The sequence below is a fragment of the Propionibacterium sp. oral taxon 192 str. F0372 genome (assembly GCF_000413315.1).
Lineage (GTDB): Bacteria > Actinomycetota > Actinomycetes > Propionibacteriales > Propionibacteriaceae > Brooklawnia.
Window position 1 is genome coordinate 233,240 of sequence record NZ_KE340297.1, and the last position, 18,609, is coordinate 251,848.

The 18,609-nt window shown below is 62.1% G+C and carries 20 protein-coding genes; 6 read left to right on the top strand and 14 right to left on the bottom strand.

Translation table 11 applies throughout. From position 1 onward, the window contains the following. Positions 1–6: 6 nt before the first annotated feature. From nuoK to HMPREF1531_RS01165, 12 genes are all read right to left on the bottom strand, one after another. The gene (gene nuoK / locus HMPREF1531_RS01110; RefSeq protein ID WP_016668045.1) at positions 7–306 is read right to left on the bottom strand and encodes an NADH-quinone oxidoreductase subunit NuoK; all 300 of its coding nucleotides are present in this window, start codon (positions 304–306) and stop codon (positions 7–9) included. Then, positions 306–1,196 (bottom strand): NADH-quinone oxidoreductase subunit J, encoded by an 891-nt coding sequence (locus tag HMPREF1531_RS01115; RefSeq protein WP_016668046.1) that lies wholly within the window; start codon positions 1,194–1,196, stop codon positions 306–308. The genes nuoK and HMPREF1531_RS01115 overlap by 1 nt, the downstream gene beginning before the upstream one ends. Continuing rightward, positions 1,193–1,744: an NADH-quinone oxidoreductase subunit NuoI gene (nuoI, locus tag HMPREF1531_RS01120; protein WP_016668047.1), complete on the bottom strand. Its 552-nt coding sequence runs from the start codon at positions 1,742–1,744 to the stop codon at positions 1,193–1,195. The genes HMPREF1531_RS01115 and nuoI overlap by 4 nt, the downstream gene beginning before the upstream one ends. Further along, a complete protein-coding gene (nuoH, locus tag HMPREF1531_RS01125) occupies positions 1,744–3,072 on the bottom strand; it encodes an NADH-quinone oxidoreductase subunit NuoH (protein ID WP_016668048.1) in 1,329 nt (442 codons plus the stop codon). The genes nuoI and nuoH overlap by 1 nt, the downstream gene beginning before the upstream one ends. Further along, entirely contained in the window at positions 3,069–5,474 is a 2,406-nt protein-coding gene (locus HMPREF1531_RS01130; protein ID WP_016668049.1) for an NADH-quinone oxidoreductase subunit G, read from the bottom strand. The genes nuoH and HMPREF1531_RS01130 overlap by 4 nt, the downstream gene beginning before the upstream one ends. Beyond that, on the bottom strand, positions 5,471–6,814 hold the full coding sequence (nuoF, locus tag HMPREF1531_RS01135) for an NADH-quinone oxidoreductase subunit NuoF (RefSeq protein ID WP_016668050.1): 1,344 nt from the start codon (positions 6,812–6,814) through the stop codon (positions 5,471–5,473). The genes HMPREF1531_RS01130 and nuoF overlap by 4 nt, the downstream gene beginning before the upstream one ends. Then, positions 6,811–7,551 carry an NADH-quinone oxidoreductase subunit NuoE gene (nuoE, locus tag HMPREF1531_RS01140; RefSeq protein WP_016668051.1) on the bottom strand — a complete coding sequence of 247 codons (741 nt, stop codon included), beginning with the start codon at positions 7,549–7,551 and terminating at the stop codon, positions 6,811–6,813. Before nuoE ends, nuoF begins: the two co-directional genes overlap by 4 nt. A 28-nt stretch (positions 7,552–7,579) precedes the next feature. Further along, positions 7,580–8,938: an NADH-quinone oxidoreductase subunit D gene (locus HMPREF1531_RS01145; RefSeq protein WP_016668052.1), complete on the bottom strand. Its 1,359-nt coding sequence runs from the start codon at positions 8,936–8,938 to the stop codon at positions 7,580–7,582. Further along, entirely contained in the window at positions 8,935–9,693 is a 759-nt protein-coding gene (locus tag HMPREF1531_RS01150; protein ID WP_016668053.1) for an NADH-quinone oxidoreductase subunit C, read from the bottom strand. The genes HMPREF1531_RS01145 and HMPREF1531_RS01150 overlap by 4 nt, the downstream gene beginning before the upstream one ends. Continuing rightward, positions 9,690–10,247, bottom strand: coding sequence for an NADH-quinone oxidoreductase subunit B (locus HMPREF1531_RS01155; RefSeq protein WP_016668054.1), 558 nt, complete (start codon positions 10,245–10,247; stop codon positions 9,690–9,692). The genes HMPREF1531_RS01150 and HMPREF1531_RS01155 overlap by 4 nt, the downstream gene beginning before the upstream one ends. Positions 10,248–10,262: 15 nt before the next feature. After that, positions 10,263–10,622, bottom strand: coding sequence for an NADH-quinone oxidoreductase subunit A (locus HMPREF1531_RS01160; protein ID WP_016668055.1), 360 nt, complete (start codon positions 10,620–10,622; stop codon positions 10,263–10,265). A 105-nt stretch (positions 10,623–10,727) separates the two neighbouring features. After that, positions 10,728–12,029 carry a geranylgeranyl reductase family protein gene (locus HMPREF1531_RS01165; protein ID WP_442852396.1) on the bottom strand — a complete coding sequence of 434 codons (1,302 nt, stop codon included), beginning with the start codon at positions 12,027–12,029 and terminating at the stop codon, positions 10,728–10,730. A 140-nt stretch (positions 12,030–12,169) separates the two neighbouring features. Between HMPREF1531_RS01165 and HMPREF1531_RS01170 the strand changes: the two genes are divergently transcribed. The 6 genes from HMPREF1531_RS01170 to HMPREF1531_RS01195 all read left to right on the top strand — a co-directional run bounded on the left by HMPREF1531_RS01170 (position 12,170) and on the right by HMPREF1531_RS01195 (position 16,013). Next, positions 12,170–13,417 carry an isochorismate synthase gene (locus HMPREF1531_RS01170; protein ID WP_016668057.1) on the top strand — a complete coding sequence of 416 codons (1,248 nt, stop codon included), beginning with the start codon at positions 12,170–12,172 and terminating at the stop codon, positions 13,415–13,417. Positions 13,418–13,500: 83 nt separating this feature from the next. Then, positions 13,501–13,833, top strand: a complete 333-nt coding sequence (locus HMPREF1531_RS01175) for a hypothetical protein (RefSeq protein WP_156860125.1) — start codon at positions 13,501–13,503, stop codon at positions 13,831–13,833. 2 nt (positions 13,834–13,835) lie between these two features. Then, positions 13,836–14,768 (top strand): polymorphic toxin type 24 domain-containing protein, encoded by a 933-nt coding sequence (locus HMPREF1531_RS01180; protein ID WP_016668059.1) that lies wholly within the window; start codon positions 13,836–13,838, stop codon positions 14,766–14,768. Further along, complete coding sequence (locus HMPREF1531_RS01185; RefSeq protein ID WP_016668060.1) at positions 14,765–15,184, top strand: hypothetical protein; 420 nt, start codon at positions 14,765–14,767, stop codon at positions 15,182–15,184. The genes HMPREF1531_RS01180 and HMPREF1531_RS01185 overlap by 4 nt, the downstream gene beginning before the upstream one ends. Beyond that, positions 15,181–15,600: a hypothetical protein gene (locus HMPREF1531_RS01190; RefSeq protein WP_016668061.1), complete on the top strand. Its 420-nt coding sequence runs from the start codon at positions 15,181–15,183 to the stop codon at positions 15,598–15,600. The genes HMPREF1531_RS01185 and HMPREF1531_RS01190 overlap by 4 nt, the downstream gene beginning before the upstream one ends. Continuing rightward, entirely contained in the window at positions 15,597–16,013 is a 417-nt protein-coding gene (locus HMPREF1531_RS01195; RefSeq protein ID WP_016668062.1) for a hypothetical protein, read from the top strand. The genes HMPREF1531_RS01190 and HMPREF1531_RS01195 overlap by 4 nt, the downstream gene beginning before the upstream one ends. Positions 16,014–16,085: 72 nt before the next feature. Here the strand turns inward: HMPREF1531_RS01195 and HMPREF1531_RS01200 are convergent, their stop codons facing one another. Both HMPREF1531_RS01200 and HMPREF1531_RS01205 read right to left on the bottom strand, forming a co-directional pair. Further along, positions 16,086–17,003 carry an ATP-grasp domain-containing protein gene (locus HMPREF1531_RS01200; protein WP_016668063.1) on the bottom strand — a complete coding sequence of 306 codons (918 nt, stop codon included), beginning with the start codon at positions 17,001–17,003 and terminating at the stop codon, positions 16,086–16,088. A gap of 2 nt (positions 17,004–17,005) precedes the next feature. After that, a complete protein-coding gene (locus HMPREF1531_RS01205; RefSeq protein WP_016668064.1) occupies positions 17,006–18,445 on the bottom strand; it encodes an amino acid permease in 1,440 nt (479 codons plus the stop codon). Positions 18,446–18,609 lie beyond the last annotated feature (164 nt).

The window sequence follows — 18,609 nt, forward strand, 5'->3', positions numbered from 1 at the left end:
GGCTCCTCAGTACTTCAGCTGACTCTGGTCGTCGACCGAGGCAGAGCGCCGGGTCTTGAAGATGATCATGATGATCGCCAGTCCGACGACCACCTCGGCGGCGGCGACGACCATCACGAAGAAGGCGCCGACCTGACCGTAAAGGTTGCCGGTGACATGGCTGAAAGTGACCATCGCGAGGTTCGACGCGTTAAGCATCAGTTCCGCGGACATGAAAGCGATCAGGGCATTGCGCCGGGTCAGGAATCCGACCACACCGATCGTAAACAGGATGGCCGACAAGATCAGGTAGGCGTTGGGATCCATCACTGCTCTCCTTCGCCGGTGGTGGTCAATTGATCGTCAGCCGCCTGTGCCAGATCATCCAGTTCCTCAGCGACCGCCTGGGCGGTATTCGTGCCGATGATCGCGTCACGGTCCTCCACGAAGCGGGTGATCGCCGCGCGGTGAGCCGAACGCAGCCCATCATTGGAGACAACCGCCACACCCCGCACGTTGAGGGTCGGGGAGATCGAGGACGCAGCGACCGACCCATCGGGCAGCAGCGCCGGCTGATCGATCGAATTCTTGCGGGCATAGGTGCCAGGGGCGGGCATCGGGCCGGGATCGGCGCCGGTGGCCATGAAGGCCTCGTTGCGCGCCCGGGCACGTTCGATCTGGCCCTGCTTGGGGGTCAGACGCTCGCCGTGAGACAGCACGATCGCCGCCATGGTGGCGATCATGATGAGCGCCGAGGTGGCGAGGAAGGGATACAGGAAGGGACCGAAGACGATCCGGGCGATACCCTGCACATTGCCCGCGCCGTTCGCCTGTTCAAGCCCGGCAGCAGCCCCACCGACGGCTCCTTGGACGACCCCAATGACCAGCATGACACCAAAACCCGCGGCGATGAGGAAGGATGCGACGCGATGCCCCTTGATCGTTTCGATCATGGAATCGGTGGTGTCGACGCCAACGATCATCATCGTGAACAGGAACAGCATCATCACCGCACCGGTGTACACGATGATCTGCGAGACAAATAGGAAGGGTGCATCAAGGGCTGCGTAGATGCAGGCCAAGGAAACCATCATCCCGGCCAGGCACAGCGCCGAGTGCACGGGCTTGCGGCAGGTAATCATTCCCAGGGCACCTGCCACGGCGAGCACCGCGAAGATCCAGAATGCGACCGCCTGGCCTGTGATCAGTGGAATCACTTCTCGGCCTCCTTACCAGCGGTGACCGGACCACGGGTGTCGAGTTGGCCGGTGGGCGGCAGACCGAGGAAGTAGTCCTTCTCGTCGTCGCCCAGACGCCGCGGATGCGGCGGAGCCTCCATGCCCGGCAACAGCGGGGCGAGAAGCCGGTCTTTTTCGTAGATCATGAGTTCACGGGTCCGGTCGGAGAACTTGAACTCATTGGTCATGGTCAGTGCACGGGTGGGGCATGCCTCAATGCAGTACCCGCACAGGATGCAGCGCAGATAGTTGATCTGGTATACCCGCCCGTAGCGCTCACCCGGGGAAAAACGCTCCTCGGATGTGTTATCCGCGCCCTCGACGTAGATCGCATCGGCCGGGCAAGCCCAGGCACACAGCTCACAGCCGACGCACTTCTCTAGGCCGTCGGGCCAGCGGTTCAGCTGGTGGCGTCCGTGGTAGCGCGGGGCAGTGACCTTCTCCTGACCCTTCTGCGGATAGCCCTGGGTAAAGGACTTCCGGAACATCGTCCGGAAGGTGATGCCGAATCCTGACCAAGCTCCCATCAGACATCAGCTCCATTCATGCTGGCGGTGCGTGCTGTGGAATCGGAAGCCGGGACCACCACTCCCTCAATGAGATTAGTGCCCGGCATCGGGGGTACGGGGTAGCCATCGGCGAAGGCATCAAAGACCTCACCGGCTGCTGCAGGAACCGACACGACGGCGGGTTCACCTTCGTCACTGGCCCGGAAGACCGCCCACACCGCAATCACCATGATTACGACGACCCCGACCCATACCAACGGTGAAGTCCAGCGATGGATGAAGGAGCCGCGGGTGAGAGCGAGAAGGGTAATCCAGCCCAGGGAACCCGGGATGAGAACCTTCCATCCCAGGCTCATCATCTGGTCGTAACGCACACGGGGCAGCGAACCACGGACCCAGGAGAAGAAAAACATCATCGCCTGCACTTTGAGGACAAACCACAACAGGGTCCACCAGCCCTCGTTGAGGAAGGTACCGTTGAATGGCCACGGGGCCCCATAGCCACCGAGGAAGAGGGTCACCGAGACCGCCGAGACGGTCGCACAGTTGATGTACTCAGCGAGGAAGAACAAGGCGTAGCGGAAACCCGAGTAATCAGTGATGTGGCCCGAGACGATCTCCGACTCGCATTCCGGCATATCGAAGGGCTGTCGGTTGGTCTCGCCGAACATCGCGATGACGTAGACGAGGAAACTCGGGAACAACAGCAGGCCATACCAACTGGGCAGCGGGGTATCCACACCGAACATGGAGATCGTGACCCCTTGCGCTTTGACTATCTCGGAGGTGGACATCGTCGATGCGTAGAGGAAGACCGCCACAAGCGACAGCCCCATCGCGATCTCGTAGGAGATCACTTGGGCGGTTGCACGCATTGAGCCCAGCAGCGAGTAAGTACCATTCGAGGCCCACCCGGCGAGGACGAAACCGTAGAAGCCGACACCTGCGATGGCCATCACCAGCAGCGCTGCGACCGGGAAATCTGTCAACTGCAGGTGGGTCTCGTGACCAAACATCCGCACCGTCCCGCCCAGCGGGATGACTGCCCACGACGAGAAGGCCGCCACTGCAGTCAGTGCTGGGGCCACGGAGAACACCACCGCATCGGTACGGGCTGGCCGGAAATCCTCCTTGAGTAGCAATTTCACGCCGTCGCCCATGGCCTGCCCAAGACCAAAGGGACCGTTCATGATGGGGCCCTTGCGGTTCTGCATCTTGCCCAGGATGCGCCGCTCAAACCAGACGTTGAAGATCGTCCACACCAGCAGCAGGGCGAATACCCCGATGACCTTGATCAAGACGATCCACCAAGGATCAGTGCCGAAGACGGCTTCCAATGGGGTCATGCCACACCTCCAGCGGCCTCGTCGGGACTGACCCGGACCCGTTGCCCGGGGAGGACCCCGACTGTTGGGATCACCTGGATGCCGGAGTTCAGCGGCACCCATACGACATCGTCGACCATCCGGTCAGTGATCATCAGCGGCAAGGTGATCTGCCCCGCATCGCCGGTGATCGTCACTTTCTGGCCGCTCACCGCGTCTAGCGCCGCAGCGGTGGTCGCAGACATCCGAGCCACCGGCGGCGGGGCGGTCTCCCGGACCGTCTCCGCGCCATCCAGGCAGCGGCTGTCGTCCAAAGCGGTGCGCCATCCGGCAAGTATCAGGCCCTCACCAGGGGTGATTCCGTTAGCCGGGGTCGGATGGAAGTCACCGCGCAGCCCCTGCCAGTCGGCAATCTCGTGGTAGGCGATACGGGCCTCGACAGGGCTGCGTACCCCCAGCTGCGAGCCCATGGCATCGGCCAGGGCAGCCAGCACCCGGACATCGGTCATCGCGGTGTCGGTGCGGGTATTGACCGCCACAACCTCACGCAGCCGGTGCTCCCAGTTGATGAAGGTGCCGATCTGCTCTTCCAGCAAAGCGACGGGGAATACCACGTCAGCGTGCTCGGTGAGTTCGCTGGCCCGCTGCTCCAAGCAGACGACGAAGACCTCACCGGCCAGCGCCCGGCGGGCGGCAGCGGCCTGGGGTAGGTCAGCCAGTTCGATGCCACCGGTGACCAGCGCCTTGACCGACCCGTCAGCCACCCCGGCCCAGATTCCCGCAGCATCCAGCCCTTCGGCCTCCGGCAGCTTCCCGACTCCCCAGGCGGCCTGCAGGTCGACGCGGGCGGATGCATCGGACACCAGCCGGGAGCCAGGCAACAGACCCGGCAGCAGTCCGGCCTCCAGCGCAGCTAGCTCCCCTGCCCGGCGTGGGATCCAGGCGAAACGAACTCCCTTGCCGGCAAGGTCGGAGACAGTACCCAGTAACCCTGGAACCAATCCGGCGCGCTCACCAACGAGCACCACGCTGTCAGCATCGAGTTCTTCGGCGAGCGTGGCCAGTGCTGCGATCTCACCTCCAGGGGCAGTGAGAACCGTCCGGGCTCCCATCTTCCTGGCGGCATCAGATACGAAGGGGGCGATGTCGATGATCTCTACCCCGCGCTTGCGCCATGCCTTGCGCAGCCTCAAGAAGGTAACCGGTGACTCGTCCTCAGGGGCGAAGCCAACCAGCACGATCTTCTTCGCTTTCTCCAACCCGGCCAGGGTGACCGAGTCCTCGACGTCGCGACCTGCCACATGAGCTGCAAGGAAATCGGCTTCCTCAAGACCGTAGGCACGGTTGCGGAAGTCGACCGAGTTGGTGCCGAGTACCACGCGGGCGAAACGCGAATAGGCGTAGGCGTTCTCGAGAGTCAGCCGTCCGCCGGGCAGCACGCCCACCGCGGATCCGGCCGCCTTGAGTCCGCGCACCGCGACGTCGATCGCCTCTGGCCAGGAGGCAGCCACCAAGGCACCGTCGCGACGCACCAGCGGGGTGGTCAGCCGGTCGTCGCGGTGCCCCGAACGGAAACCAAAACGACCCTTGTCACAGTTCCATTCCTCGTTGACCAGTGGATCATTTCCGGCCAAGCGACGTTTCACCTGGAAGTGCCGGTGATCGGTGCGCAGTTCGCAGCCGACAGCGCAGTTCTCACAGGTGGTCGCCGTCGACACCAAGTCGAAGGGGCGGGCCTGGAAGCGGTAATCGACGCTGGTCAGTGCACCCACCGGGCAGATCTGAACGATATTCCCGGAGAACACCGAGTGGTAGGGATGCTCGGTGTAGGAGACGATCTGAGACAAGGCGCCGCGCTCGGCCAGGGAGATAAAGTCATCGCCGGAGATCTGTGCCCCGAATCGGGTACAGCGCTGGCACAGCACGCAGCGTTCCCGGTCGATCAGCAACTGGGCAGAAATGTTCACCGGCTTCGGATAGGTGCGCTTGACACCCTCATAGCGAGACTCTCCCGGCCCATGGCTCATCGCCTGGTTCTGCAGCGGGCATTCACCGCCCTTGTCGCAAATCGGGCAGTCAAGCGGGTGGTTGATCAGCAAGAACTCCAGCATCCCCGACTGGTGCTTGGCTACCTTCTCGGAACTAGCCCCGGTCTCAATAACCATGCCCGGCATCAGGGATAGCGCGCAGGCCGGCTGGGGTTTCATCCCACGTCCATTGCCCGCGTCAGGTACTTCCACGATGCAAGCCCGGCAGGCAGCCACCGGGTCGAGCAATTCGTGGTCGCAAAAGCGCGGGATCTCGATGCCGATCTGCTCGGCGGCACGGATCACCAAGGTGCCTTTGGGCACGTGGACCTCAATACCGTCGATGGTGGCGGTCACCAACTCGGGATTGGCCTGTGTCTTCACGTCGGTGCTCACTGGTCAGCCACCTCACTCACCGTGATCTTCTCCCGGTGATCCGGGAAGTACACGCTCTTCTCATAAGGGAACAGCTCCCACGCCGGGGTGTGATATCCCGCCTCAAATTCCTCACGGAAGTGCTTGATGGCGCTGGTGATGCAGGCCACAAAGCCATCGGCCAAAGTGCAGAAGGATTTCATCGACACGTTGTCGCAGACATCCAGCAGCTTGTCGACATCGCCCTCCCGGCCCTTGCCGGCTTCGAGATTGCGCAACGTCTGGACCAGCCACCACGATCCCTCACGACAGGGGGTGCACTTGCCACAGGACTCATGCTTGTAGAATTCGGTGTAGCGCAGCGTGGTGCGCACCACCGAGACCGTCTCGTCATAGGTCTGCAGGGCCTTGGTACCCAAGATCGACCCCGCCGCCGCAACGCCCTCGTAGTCGAGGGCCACGTCAAGATGCTGGTCGGTGAGAATCGGGGTAGATGAACCGCCAGGGGTGAAAAACTTCAGTCGGTGACCGGGGCGGATGCCACCGGCCAAATCGAGCAGCTCCCGGTAGGTAATACCCAGCGGGGCTTCGTACTGACCGGGGCGCATCACATGCCCGGAGACCGAGTAGATGGTCGCCCCCGAGGACTTCTCGGTGCCCATCAGCTTGTACCAAGCGGCACCGTTATTGATGATCGCCGGAACCGAGGAGATCGACTCGGCATTGTTCACCACCGTCGGCGATGCGTACAAACCGGCGACGGCTGGGAAGGGCGGACGCAGCCTGGGCTGACCCCGGCGGCCTTCCAAGGAGTCAAGCAGGGCGGTCTCTTCACCACAGATGTAGGCTCCTGCCCCGGAATGGACCACGATGTCGAGATCGTAGTCAGAACCGAAAATCCCCTTGCCAAGGTAACCGGCTTGGTAGGCATCGGCGACGGCCTTCTGCAGGCGGCGGATGACGTGCAGCACCTCACCGCGCACGTAGATGAAGGCCTGGTGGGAGTTCACCGCCTTGCACGCGATGATGATGCCCTCGACCAGGGTATGCGGGGTGGCCATCAGCATCGGGACGTCCTTGCAGGTGCCCGGCTCGGATTCATCGCAGTTGACCACCAGATACTTGGGTTTCGGGTTGTCCTGCGGGATGAATGACCATTTCATGCCGGTCGGGAAGCCCGCGCCACCACGACCGCGCAGGCCCGATTCCTTGACGACGTCAATGATCTCGGCAGAGGTCATCTCGAACAATGCCTTGCGGGCTGCTTTGTAGCCGCCCCGGGCTTCGTAGTTGGCGAGCTTCCAGGACTCAAATTGGTCCCAGTTGTCCGACAGGTTCGGGGTCAGGGTGTCAACGCTCACTGTTCCTCCCCTTCGATGGCAGGAGTCTGGGGAACCTCAGGTGCCTTCCACCCGCGTTGCCGGGCGATCTCCAGCCCGGCCAGCGAGGCACCCGCAGCCGAGGGGCCCTCGTCGGCCCGTCCGTCCGGGAAGCCGGCGAGAACACGTTCGGCCTGTTTGAAGGAGGTGATCGTCGCACCACGAGTGGCGCGGACTTCCTGGCCGGCTACCAAGGCGTCGATCAGCTTGTCGGCCTTCTCCGGGGTCATCTGGTCCATGAACTCCCAGTTGACCATCATCACCGGAGCGAAGTCACAGGCGGCATTGCATTCCAAGCGCTCCAAGGAGAACTTCCCGTCGGCGGTGGTCTCCCCCTCATCGATGCCCAGCTTCTCCTTCATCTGGTCGATCAGGGCGTCGCCGCCCATCACCGCGCACAATGAGGTGGTACACACCCCAATGTGGTGTTCCCCGGCTTCACGGCGCTTGTACATGGTGTAGAAGGTCGCGACGCCGTTGACCTGAGCCTCGGAAATACCCAGCAGATCCGCGCAGATCTTCACCGCACCATCGGTGACACAACCGTCGATGGACTGGGCGAGATGGAGCATCGGCAGCAGGGCGGAACGTGGCTCGGGGTAACGAGCCATAATCTCACGCATCTCCGCGATCGTGGTCTCGGTGATCGCGGTCGGCTTCCGGATGGAGTCGATGGCCTGGGCATCGTCGTAGTGCGACGCGAATCCGTGTCCACTCATCGATTCATGCTCCTTGTCAACTGGGAAATCATCGGTCGACACCACCCATCACCGGGTCAAGGGAGGCCAGTGCCATGAACACATCGGAGAGCATCGCTCCCTCGGACATGATCGGCAGGGTCTGAATGTGGTGGAAGCCTGGGTCGCGCATGTGCATCCGGTACGGACGAGTACCGCCGTCGGAGACCAGGTGCATACCCAACTCGCCTGAGGGGCCCTCAATGGCGGTATAAACCTGGCCAGCCGGAACGTGGAAGCCCTGGGTGACCTTCTTGAAGTGGTGGATCAACGCCTCCATGGATTCACCCATGATGTGCTTGATGTGCTCATTAGAGTTGCCCTGCCCGTCGGCGCCCACGGTGAGGTCGGAGGGCCATTCGAGCTCCGGATCCTGGATACGGTAAGGCTCCCCCGCCGATTCGACGAGTTCGTCTCGCACCTGCTCGACGATGCGGATCGACTGCATCATCTCGTCGCAGCGGATCTTGAAGCGGGCGTAAGCATCGCAGCTTTTCTCGTAGCAAACCTCGAAGTCGTAGTGCTCATAACCGAGATAGGGCTGGGCTTTGCGCAGATCCCATGGATATCCGGCGGCCCGCAGTACCGGACCGGTTGCCCCGAGCATCATGCAGGTGGACAGATCCATCACGCCCACGTTCTGGGTGCGCAGCTTGAAGATGGGATTGTCCAGCATGAACCCGGCGATCTCGGGGATGTTGATCTTCATTTGCTTGATCAACTCGTCAAGCAGTTCGATGCCATCGGTGGGCAGGTCGTTTTGCACCCCACCGGGGCGGATGTAGGCGTTGTTCATCCGCAGGCCAGTCCAGGCCTCGGTGAACTCCAGCAACCGCTCTCTTTCACGCAGGCCGACCTCTTGGGGGGACGTGGCACCGAGTTCCAAGCAGTTGGCCCCGACAGCAGTGAGGTGGGATGCAATGCGGTTGGTCTCCATGGCCAGCACCCGAAGCTGGGTGGCCCTGCGCGGCATCCGGTCGGTGATTCCGAGCAATTCGTCGACGGCCAAAGAGAAAACCGCCTCGTTGTGAATGCCCGAGACGTAGTTCATCCGGGTGGCGAAGGTAGAGCCCTGAGTCCACGTGCGGAATTCGGCCGATTTCTCAATACCGGTGTGCAGATAGCCGATCGCCGGGCGCAATGAGACGACCGTCTCACCGTCCATCTCAATGACCAGACGCATCACGCCATGGGTCGAGGGATGCACCGGCCCCATGTTGACGACAATGATCTCGTCGGCCCGCTCGCGTTGCGATTCGATGATCTCCTTCCAGTCACCGCCCTGGGCCAGATAGGCCTGGTCAATGGCGGGTTCACCGGGAACGGCGAACAGATCCTGGTCGGCGGAGAAACCCACGGTATCAGTCATTGCTGGTAGCTCCTGCGTTCGTTGACCGGGGGGACGACCGCACCCTTGTACTCAATAGGCACCCCACCCAGCGGATAGTCCTTGCGCTGCGGGTGACCAGCCCAGTCGTCGGGCATGAGGATGCGGGTGAGACCTGGATGCCCGTCGAAGACGATGCCGAACATGTCGTAGGCCTCGCGCTCGTGGTAATTCACCATCGGGTACACCGAGGTAACCGATGGGATGTGCGGATCGGCCTCGGGGCAGCTGGCCTCCAGGCAGATGCGCCGGTTGTGGGTGTAGCTGAGCAGCATGTATACCGCGTGCAATTCAGCATCCACGTCGTTGGGATAGTGCACCCCGTTCATGCCGACGCACACCTCGAAGCGCAATTCCTCGTCGTCGCGCAGTGCCTTGCACAGCTCAACGAGCTTGTCGGAAACGACATGGAAGGTGATCTTGTCGCGCCACACGGTGACCCGGTGGGCAAAATGCGGCACAAGTTCAGCCATCCGATTGGCGACTGCATCAAACCAACCGCCGAAGGGGACGTTTACCTCGCCACCCAGGCACACCTGGCGAGTCATATTGTTGAACCCGGAGGTATCCGAGGAACCGCTACCCGAACCCCACATGCCCTTACGTTCGCCGATCACCGGAGCCGGGGCAGGGGCACCGTCAACGAAGACCTTGGACAGAAAGGGGAACTGGAGCGCGGCGGTCTCCGATGCGTTGACGACCTCCCCAGCGGGGGTGGTCTCAGAGGTCTCGGTCATCGCATGAGTCCCTTCTGCTCAACCAGTGCGGGTGCGGCCAGGGCCGCAGCCTCGTTCTCCTCAATCGCCTTGATCCGATCGGCACCGATCGGAGCCCACTGGACTTCCTTTGCGCGCAGCTTGAAGATGGCGTCAATGAGCATGTCAGGCCGGGGCGGGCAGCCGGGGATGTAGATGTCGACCGGAACGATGTGGTCGACGCCCTGGACTATCGCGTAGTTGTTGAACATGCCACCGGTGGAGGCACACGCACCCATGGAGATGCACCACTTGGGGCCGGGCATCTGGTCCCACATCTGACGCACCACCGGCGCCATCTTGTGTGACAGCCGACCGGAGACGATCATCAGATCAGCTTGTCGCGGGGACGCGCGGAACACCTCCTGACCCCACCGGGCACCGTCGTGCCGGGGGCCGCCGAACTGCATCATCTCGATGGCACAGCAGGCAAGACCCATGGTTAATGGCCAGAAAGAGGCCTTGCGGGTCCAGCCCGCAATGGCTTCCACTGTGGTGAGCAGGATCCCTGCCGGAACCTTTTCCTCGATACCCACGAATGATCCCCTTCCTCAGTCCCACTCGAGCCCGCCACGGCGGAGCACGAAGTAGTAGGCGACAAAGACGGTGATGATGAAGTCGATCATCGCGATCACCCCGAGGTTGTCGAGGTGCCCGAAGGCAACCGCCCACGGGTAAAGGAAGACAATCTCGATGTCGAACATGATGAACAGCATCGCGGTGACGTAGTACTTCACCGAGAACCGGCCACCGCTGGCCGGAGCCGGGGTCGCCTGGATGCCGCATTCGAAGGAGTCGTACTTCGACTTGTTGTACCTCGCTGGCCCGATGATGGTGGACAGCGGTATGGCCGCCGCACAGAAGACGATGGCGAGCACCATAAGCCCCGCCAATGGGATGTATGGGCTCATCGTCGCCCACCCCTTCCGTTGATCATCTCTCGGATGCGTTGCGACCCGGAATCACCGCCGATTCCCGTCGACACATCACTATTGTGGTCCAACCAGCCCCAAATCTCACCCAGATGGTGCCAATTTCTCCAACGAATTGATGATTTTGTCATAGACGTCCCCGTCATGGCGATCCGTCAAATTAGCCAACAATTTGTTTACTAAAATCATCAATCTGCGATTCGACAAGCCATAGTGTACACACAGATGCATGATCCTCGGGTTCCCGATCAGCTTCACGAATGCTTTGCCAAGCCGGTAATGGCTACCCCAGGCTTCCTTGACAACCACGCCGTAGTTGTTCAGGGCTAGTTCGGCCCCAGAAGTGCCGAAGCCGCGGGACTTCGCGTCGACGATCGCCGTCGCCGCGTACTGTCCCGCCTCCATCGCATAGTCGATGCCCTCACCGTTGAAGGGGGAAATCATCCCGGCCGCGTCCCCGACGAGCAACAACCCGTCAGCGTACAGGGGCTGCCGGTTGAGACACATCGGCAGAGCGGCCCCACGAATCTCGGTAACCCGGTTAACTTCGGTGAACCCCCATTCCGGCGGGGTGCTGGCCAGCCAGCGTCGCTGCAATTCGCGGTAATCGGTATTGCCGAAAGCCGCCGAGGAGTTGAGCATGCCCAGCCCGACGTTGACGGTCCCTGCTCCTGTTGGGAAGGCCCACCCGTAGCCGGGCAGCAGATCGGTGCCGTCGCGCAGTTCCAACCAGGATTCGATCCACTCCATGTCGTGTTTCGGCGATTCGTAGTAAGCACGCACCGCTACCCCCATGGGAGCCCTGGTGTCGTGCGAACGGCCCGCATTGACCGCCAGCCGCGCCGAATTGCCGTCGGCAGCCACGACGACGGGGGCTGACCAGACACGTCCGGTGGCGTCCTTCACCCCCTTGACGTGTCCGGTGGCGTCGATGACTGGCTCGGTGACCCGTACTCCGGTGTACAGCTTGGCTCCGGCCTCCACGGCATTGCCCGCCAGCAGGTCGTCGAGCACGATGCGCGGGCAGACCAGCCCGTAGTTGGGGAAGTCCTTGAGCACCGGCCATTCCATATCGAGTTGACCGACACGGCCCCCATAGACGCGCAGTCCCTTGAGATGATGCCACCCGGCCTCCGGACTGGTGTCGATGCCCAGCCTGGCCAGCATCCGCACCGAACGCGGGGTGAGTCCGTCGCCGCAAATCTTGTCGCGGGGAAATCTCGCCTTATCGAGCAGGACGACATCAACCCCGTAGCGGGCCAGGAAAGTGGCCGTGGCTGATCCGGCAGGCCCTGCACCGACGACGATTACCTCGGCCTGCTGATCGCCTGTGGGGGTCTCGGTGTCGAGCAGCGACGCCCGGGGGCCCCTGACCGTGGATGTCACCTGTGACACATCTGTCCCCTTCGCCGCTCCGCCCGGGCAGTCTACCCAAGGGTTCCAGTGAAGTCGACGTAACCCGGCAGTGCCGCCAGGTTGCCCAACCACAGGGGCGTTCATCTGCCGATTCCGGTAGCCTGTGGCCCGTGATCGTCAATCCCGGCTCATCTCGACTGCACGCCTCCACGGTGAGCATTGATGACCCTGGGTCGCTCGTCGATTTCCTGGGGCCGCGGGATGCGGCCTTCCTGCGTGGCAGGGACGGATTCGTCGCCCTGGGCGAGATAACCCGGTTCGAGACCTCATCAATCAACGATGCCGAGGCTTGGTGGAAGGAATTCGCCGGGCAGATCGAGGATGAGTCGGAGATCCCCGGCACCTACGGCACTGGCCCCATCGTTCACGGGTCTTTCTGCTTCGATCCCTTGCACAGCACAACCACATCGGTGATGGTGGTGCCCCGTACGATCATCGGACGCCGCGGCGGAGTGTGTTGGATGACCCAATTGGGTCTTGACCGGGTGACCCCGAAGATGCCACCTCGCGCACCGGCCCCACAACCCCCCGAGGAAGTCACCTTCTGTGAAGGCTCGTGCTCTGAACAGGACTGGTTGGACTCGCTGCGCGAGATCATCACCAGGATCCAGGCCGGCGAGGCGGAGAAGGTAGTACTGGCTCGCGATGTGGTGGCCACTACCACAACGAGCTTCGACCCACGTTTCGTGCTCGGCAACCTGGCGCAGAACTTCGGCGGCTGCTGGAACTACCTGATCGACGGGCTCGTCGGATCCACCCCGGAGATGCTCGTGCGCCGCTGCGACGGGATGACCACATCCCGGGTGCTAGCCGGGACGATGGCCCGGCTGGATTCCATCGACGACGCCTACCAAGCCTCGCGTCTCATCGCATCTACCAAAGACCTGGCCGAGCACGGCTACGCGGTGGCCTCGGTGATCGACACTCTGGGCACTCAACTGCGTGGCCTGCACGTACCGGAGGCCCCCTACGTGCTGACTCTGCCAAATGTGATGCACCTGGCCACCGACGTGTGCGGGATCTCTGATCCAGAGGTCTCCACTCTGTCGCTGGCAAACACGCTGCATCCCACGGCCGCGGTTTGCGGTACGCCGACGGATGTGGCCCGCGACCTGATCGCATCCTACGAGCGGATGGACCGCGGTCGTTACGCGGGGCCGACGGGGTGGATGGACACCCGCGGCGACGGGGAATGGGCCTTGGCCCTGAGGTGCGGCCAGCTTGATCCGGACGATCATTCCCGGATGACGATCTACGCCGGTGCCGGAGTGGTGGCCTCTTCCGACCCACATTTTGAGTTGGTGGAAACCGACGCCAAGATGCACCCGATGCGCATGGCCATCACTGGGAAGTACTGAACCCAGTAGCCATCAAGTGCTGCGTCGGCTTGCGGAGTAAGGCCGGTATTTTCTTGTCATTGGTGGCCCCTACACTGCTGTTCATGACGAGCATCGTTCACCCCGACGAAATCCATGCTTGTGGCTCGGCCATCTGCGACGGTGGAAGCACTTGGCGCGAGGATCTAGCGAGGGTCCGCCCGATGGCCGACGAGACCGATTGCTATGGCGACGACGATCTCGGCACTGCGCTACTGAAGATGCATGAGAGTTGCGTCGCCCCATCCCTCGACTACATCGACCGGACCGGTCAGTGCATCGCGGAGACCGGTTTCGTCGTCCACGAGATGGCCAGGGCCTACCGCAACACGGAGTTCGACAACCTTGGCACGGTACAACAGATCAGCGAGCTACTCCTCTCCCTAGGATTGGTCTGATCATGGGACTGCCACTTCCCAGCTTCCTTCGCCCGGCCTTGGGCGCAGTAGATGTGACCTGGCCGGAGTGCGACGAGACCCGGATCGCCGAGAAGGCTCGTGCTTGGCACGACTTCAACTCCGCCGCCGGTCTCAACCAGGCCACAACCAGCGCCGCAGTGGTGACGATGATGGGCACAAACACCTCCCCCGGGTTGACCGCCTTCTCAGCATGGTGGCAACGCGTGGGCGGGGCCGGTGGGCACATGCAGCTCTCCGCACAGTTGGCCCTGGTCCATTCTGTGTCAAATTTCTCGGCTGCTGCCTATCTGGTCACCTACAAGCTGACCATCTACTACCTACTCGTCCAGCACTACTGTCTGGAATACGAGGTTCAACTCCTCATCAATGCCGGCTACCCGGAGGCAGCGCTCATCCTGCAAGAAGTCACCGAAAAGATCCGCGTGCTATGCCGCGAAGCCCATGATCTGGTGCTCTCTCTGCTCAACGGGCTGGGGGTTGACGCGGCAGGATTCGTTGGGCAGCTTTGCCAAGCAGCCATCGAGTTGCTGGATGCCCGACCGATCCACAATTCCCCCGATGGGGTGCACCTGCCCGAAGACACCACCCCGATCACAGAGCGGCTGGCGATGGCCCAGGAAAGCCCACGTGGGAGACGACAGTTCCCGCCCCAGGCCGACCCCGGAACGGTCTATGTGCACACCAATGCGCAGACCGGTGAGATGAGTGGCTATGCCGTCTACGGCGCCGACGGATACATCACCAAGCGCGTCGACCTAACCGGGCGGGCCCACTACGACAAGAAGCTCGGCAGGCATATCGAGACCCCACACGTCGTCTACTACACCAAGAACACCAACCCCACCACTGGGGTGACCCGTACACGAGAGGACAGGTCCACCATCCGCGAGGCATACCCCGAGGAGATTCCATGAGCATTACTGACCCCGACTGGGATACCAAAGTCGCCCTGTCCTATCAACGAGACGAAGACCTACCGCGCCTAGCCAACACCCCCGGCGACCAGGCCCGCGACGAATTGCTCGCCATGCTCGACGACGTCGACCTCGGCGTCATTGAGCGAGCCTCCATCATCCTCGCCAAACGAGACACCGAATCCCTCGACCGCCTCATGGAAATCTGGCACCAAGAAGAAACCCTCCAAGAAGGCGCCCAGATCTACGGCATCATCCAACTCGAGTTCGATGGACACGACCTCGAAGAAATCCTGCTCGACCGGCGCGAACACGGCCGCCCCACAGTCCAAGCAGCAGCCCAAGACATTCTGGAACTGTACTTCAACTACGAACCCCAACCACGCACCCCCAACCCCACACCGGAACACCCATGAGCATCACCGACCCCGACTGGGATACCAAAGTCGCCCTGTCCTATCAACGAGACGAAGACCTACCGCGCCTAGCCAACACCCCCGGCGACCAGGCCCGCGACGAGTTACTCGCCATGCTCGACGACGTCGACCTCGGCGTCATCAAACGAGCCTCCATCATCCTCGCCAAACGAGACACCGAATCCCTCGACCGCCTCATGGAAATCTGGCACCAAGAAGAAACCCTCCAAGAAGGCGCCCAAATGCACGGCATCATCCAACTCGACTTCGACAACAACAACCTCGAAGAAATCCTGCTCGACCGGCGCGAACACGGCCGCCCCACAGTCCAAGCAGCAGCCCAAGACATTCTGGAACTGTACTTCAACTACGAACCCCAACCACGCACCCCCAACCCCACACCGGAACACCCATGAGCATCACCGACCCCGCCCGAGAAGACACCTTCCCGGCGTCGATTGGCCCCAACACCCACCGAAAGGCATCCATGATCTCGGAATCGAAGGACCGGACCGTCGCCATTGAGATAACCGACGGCAAGGTCACGAATGTCGACATCGACCGGGTGACCTACGGGCTCATCAAGCCCGATCGTCTGGCAGAGGCCGTCGCCCAAGCCGTGCAGGGGGTGCTCGACGAAATCGGACGCCCGAGAATGGATGTCGATGCCGTCAGGGCACGCCTCGATGAGGTCACCCAGCACGTCAATCAGCAATTAGGCGCCATCTACTCCGACCGAGAGCAGATCATGTCGCAGATGCAGGAACGCGTCGATGATTCGATCGCCCAATGGCGTCGCGTCAAACAGGCCAGTGACCATGTGCGCTGAGGCGGCGCGCTCCGAGTCCTAGAGGACGACGAACGGGTGGGGGAGCACTGCACTCCCCCACCCGTTACGATCTCAGCGGGCAGCCAGCCAGGCCACCACCGCGTCGGCGAAGCGATCGGCGACCTCCGGGACGATGTCGACGAAATACGCTGGCTCGAAGGCCTCAATTTCCAGAACCATCGGATCGCGTCCCCCAGCGAGCGCCAGGTCGAGCCTGGCATAGAGGGGATGGCAGGCATCCGGCGGCCATCCCTTGGCCGCACCGATGCTGGCGAGGGCAGCCATCACCTGTTCGCCGAGGGCCATCTCGGCATCGCTCGGATGCCCCCGGGTGATGTCCTCGGTGTAGCTGCCACCGATGTAGCCACCGCCGTGGGTGAGGATCGGTCCCTTGTGGAAGGAACCGGCGAAGGCCCCGTTGAAGAAGATCAGGGCATTCTCACCACCCTGCACCACGTCGGCGATCGCGGGTTGAACCAGCACCGCCTTCCCGATGGCCAAGATGTGCCCGGCCAATTCAAGTGCCGCAGGGTCATCGGCCGCGAACCACCCGGTATTCGCCGAACCAGCCGAGACCGTCGGCTTCACGATGGCATCGCTGCTCCCCAGCTTCCCAAGAGCCGCCACGACGGCATCGCGGGTTTCGCAGATCTCGAAAGGGGCACACGGCACCCCGGCCTCGGCAAGATCAACCAGGTAGCGCTTGTCCATGTCCCAGCGAATCAACTCGGGCGGGTTGAGCACGGGTACTCTGGTCGAGACGTCGTCGAGCCAGGTCATGAACTCCTCAACCCGGCCTGGGTAGTCCCACGGAGACCGCATGATGGCCACATCGAAGTCCTCCCAGGCCACCGCAGGATCATGCCAGATGGGGGTGCTCACCTCCAGGCCGCGGTCGCCCAAGCGATCAGCCAGGATGCCGATATCGCGTTCCTGATCACCGAGAAACCGTGCGTCGGTGGTGACCAGGGCGACGCGTTCAGCACTCATGTCTACCTTCCGGTGCTCACAGCCGTGCTAGTACCGGCGTTGCGGCGCCTGCGGGAGTGGATGAGGTAGGCAACGATGATGAGCAAGAACCAGATCGGGGTGACGAAGACTGCCCTGCGGGTCTCCTCCTCGAAGCACAAGATGACGACGCTGGCGAGGAAGAAGAAAATGACGATCCATGCCATGACCACCCCACCGGGCATCTTGAAGGTGGACTTCTCGTGCAGTTCGGGGTATTTGCGCCGGTAGACGACGTAGCAGATCACGATCAGACACCAGGTGAACAAGAAGAGCAACGAGGCAACCGAGGTGACCAGGGTGAAGGCCTCGATGATCGTGTCGGAGGTGTAGAGGAAGACAACACCGCCGAACAGCATGATGCAGGAGACGATGAGCGCGTTCTGTGGGACGTCCCGCGTGGAAAGTTTCCCGAACCCCTTCGGCGCCTGTCCATCACGGGCTAGGCCATACATCATCCGGGATGTGGAATAGATGCCGGAGTTGTCCGAGGAAGCTGCTGCGGTCAACAGCACGAAGTTCATTACCGAAGCCGCAGCACCGAACCCTGCCAGGCCGAAGACCGCAACGAAGGGGCTCTCGCCGGGAACCACCGAACGCCACGGGATGACAACGCAGATCGCGGCTAGGGCCAGCACGTAGAACAAGGCGAGTCGCACCGGGATGGCATTAATGGCCATGGGCAGGTTCTTCTCCGGGTTGCGGGTCTCGGCAGCTGCGGTACCCACGACCTCCAGGCCGACGAAGGCGAAGAAGGCGATCTGGAATCCGGCGAGGAAGCCGAGCGGACCGTTGGGGAAGAAACCGCCATCGTTCCATAGATTCGCGAGCTGGGCTTTGTCACCGGTGGGCCCGACAAAACCGGTGGCCAGCAGCCAAGCTGCAACGATAATCAAGGCACCGACAGCAACCAGCTTGATCATCGCAAACCAGAACTCGGCCTCACCAAACAAGCGCACGGCCACGACATTGAGGATGAACACCGTGAAGGAGAGGATCGCGGCGGGCAGCCACTTAGGCACATCGGGCCACCAGTACTGGGCGTAGCCGGTGATGGCCGCCAGGTCACCCATGGCAGCCACAATCCAGCCGAACCAGTAGGTCCATCCGGCGATGAAACCACCCGCCGGGCCGAGGATGTGTTCCGCAATGTCCCGGAAAGATTTGTACTTCAGGTTCGACAGGAGCATTTCTCCCATGGCCCGCATCATGAAGTACAAGAACATGCCGATGAAGGCATAGACCAGCATGCTGGAAGGCCCGGCGACGTTGATGGTTCGGCTGGAACCCATGAACATGCCGGTGCCGATGGCTCCGCCCAGTGCCATCAGCTGAAGATGGCGGTTGCTCAGACCGCGTTGCAGTTCGCGGTCCTCATCCGAGGTCGCAGTGCTGGTCGCGACGTGAGGATCTGTCTGACTCACAGGGTACTCCCTTGTACGTGTGTGAACATCGAATTGAATCTCGGGGGTGGGGTCTGCTGCCTCCCGACGGGGGCATCGGCGACAAGCGGTGGATCTGATCGCTGCACTGCCGATCAGGGTTCGCGGGTGTTGGGACGGCCGATATCGAATGAGGCACAGATTGC